This window comes from Mycobacterium angelicum (genome assembly GCF_002086155.1).
Classification (GTDB): domain Bacteria; phylum Actinomycetota; class Actinomycetes; order Mycobacteriales; family Mycobacteriaceae; genus Mycobacterium; species Mycobacterium angelicum.
The window spans coordinates 1-259 of the sequence record NZ_MVHE01000414.1 but is presented as its reverse complement, the minus strand read 5'-3'; the positions used below and the strand labels follow the sequence as shown (position 1 = coordinate 259).

At 72.6% G+C, this 259-nt stretch carries 1 pseudogene; it reads left to right on the top strand.

The features are described 5' to 3' along the window. Positions 1-259, top strand: a pseudogene (locus BST12_RS35115) (IS110 family RNA-guided transposase); the annotation flags it as partial.

Below are 259 nucleotides of genomic sequence, written 5' to 3'. Positions count from 1 at the left end.
GACTGGCTGTCGGTCAAGCGCCTGGCCGGCTGGCTGGCCGCCGCTGGCTACTGCGGCCGTGCTCCACGACCGGCTCACCGGTGCCCCGCGCGGCGCCACCGGTGACGAGAGGGCCGCCAACGCCCACATCACCCGGGCCATGGTCGCCGCGCTCACCAGCGTCGCGACCCAGATCAAGACGCTCGACGCGCAGATCGCCGAACAGCTCTCCTTGCACGCCGACGCGCATATCTTCACCTCCCTGCCCCGCTCCGGCACC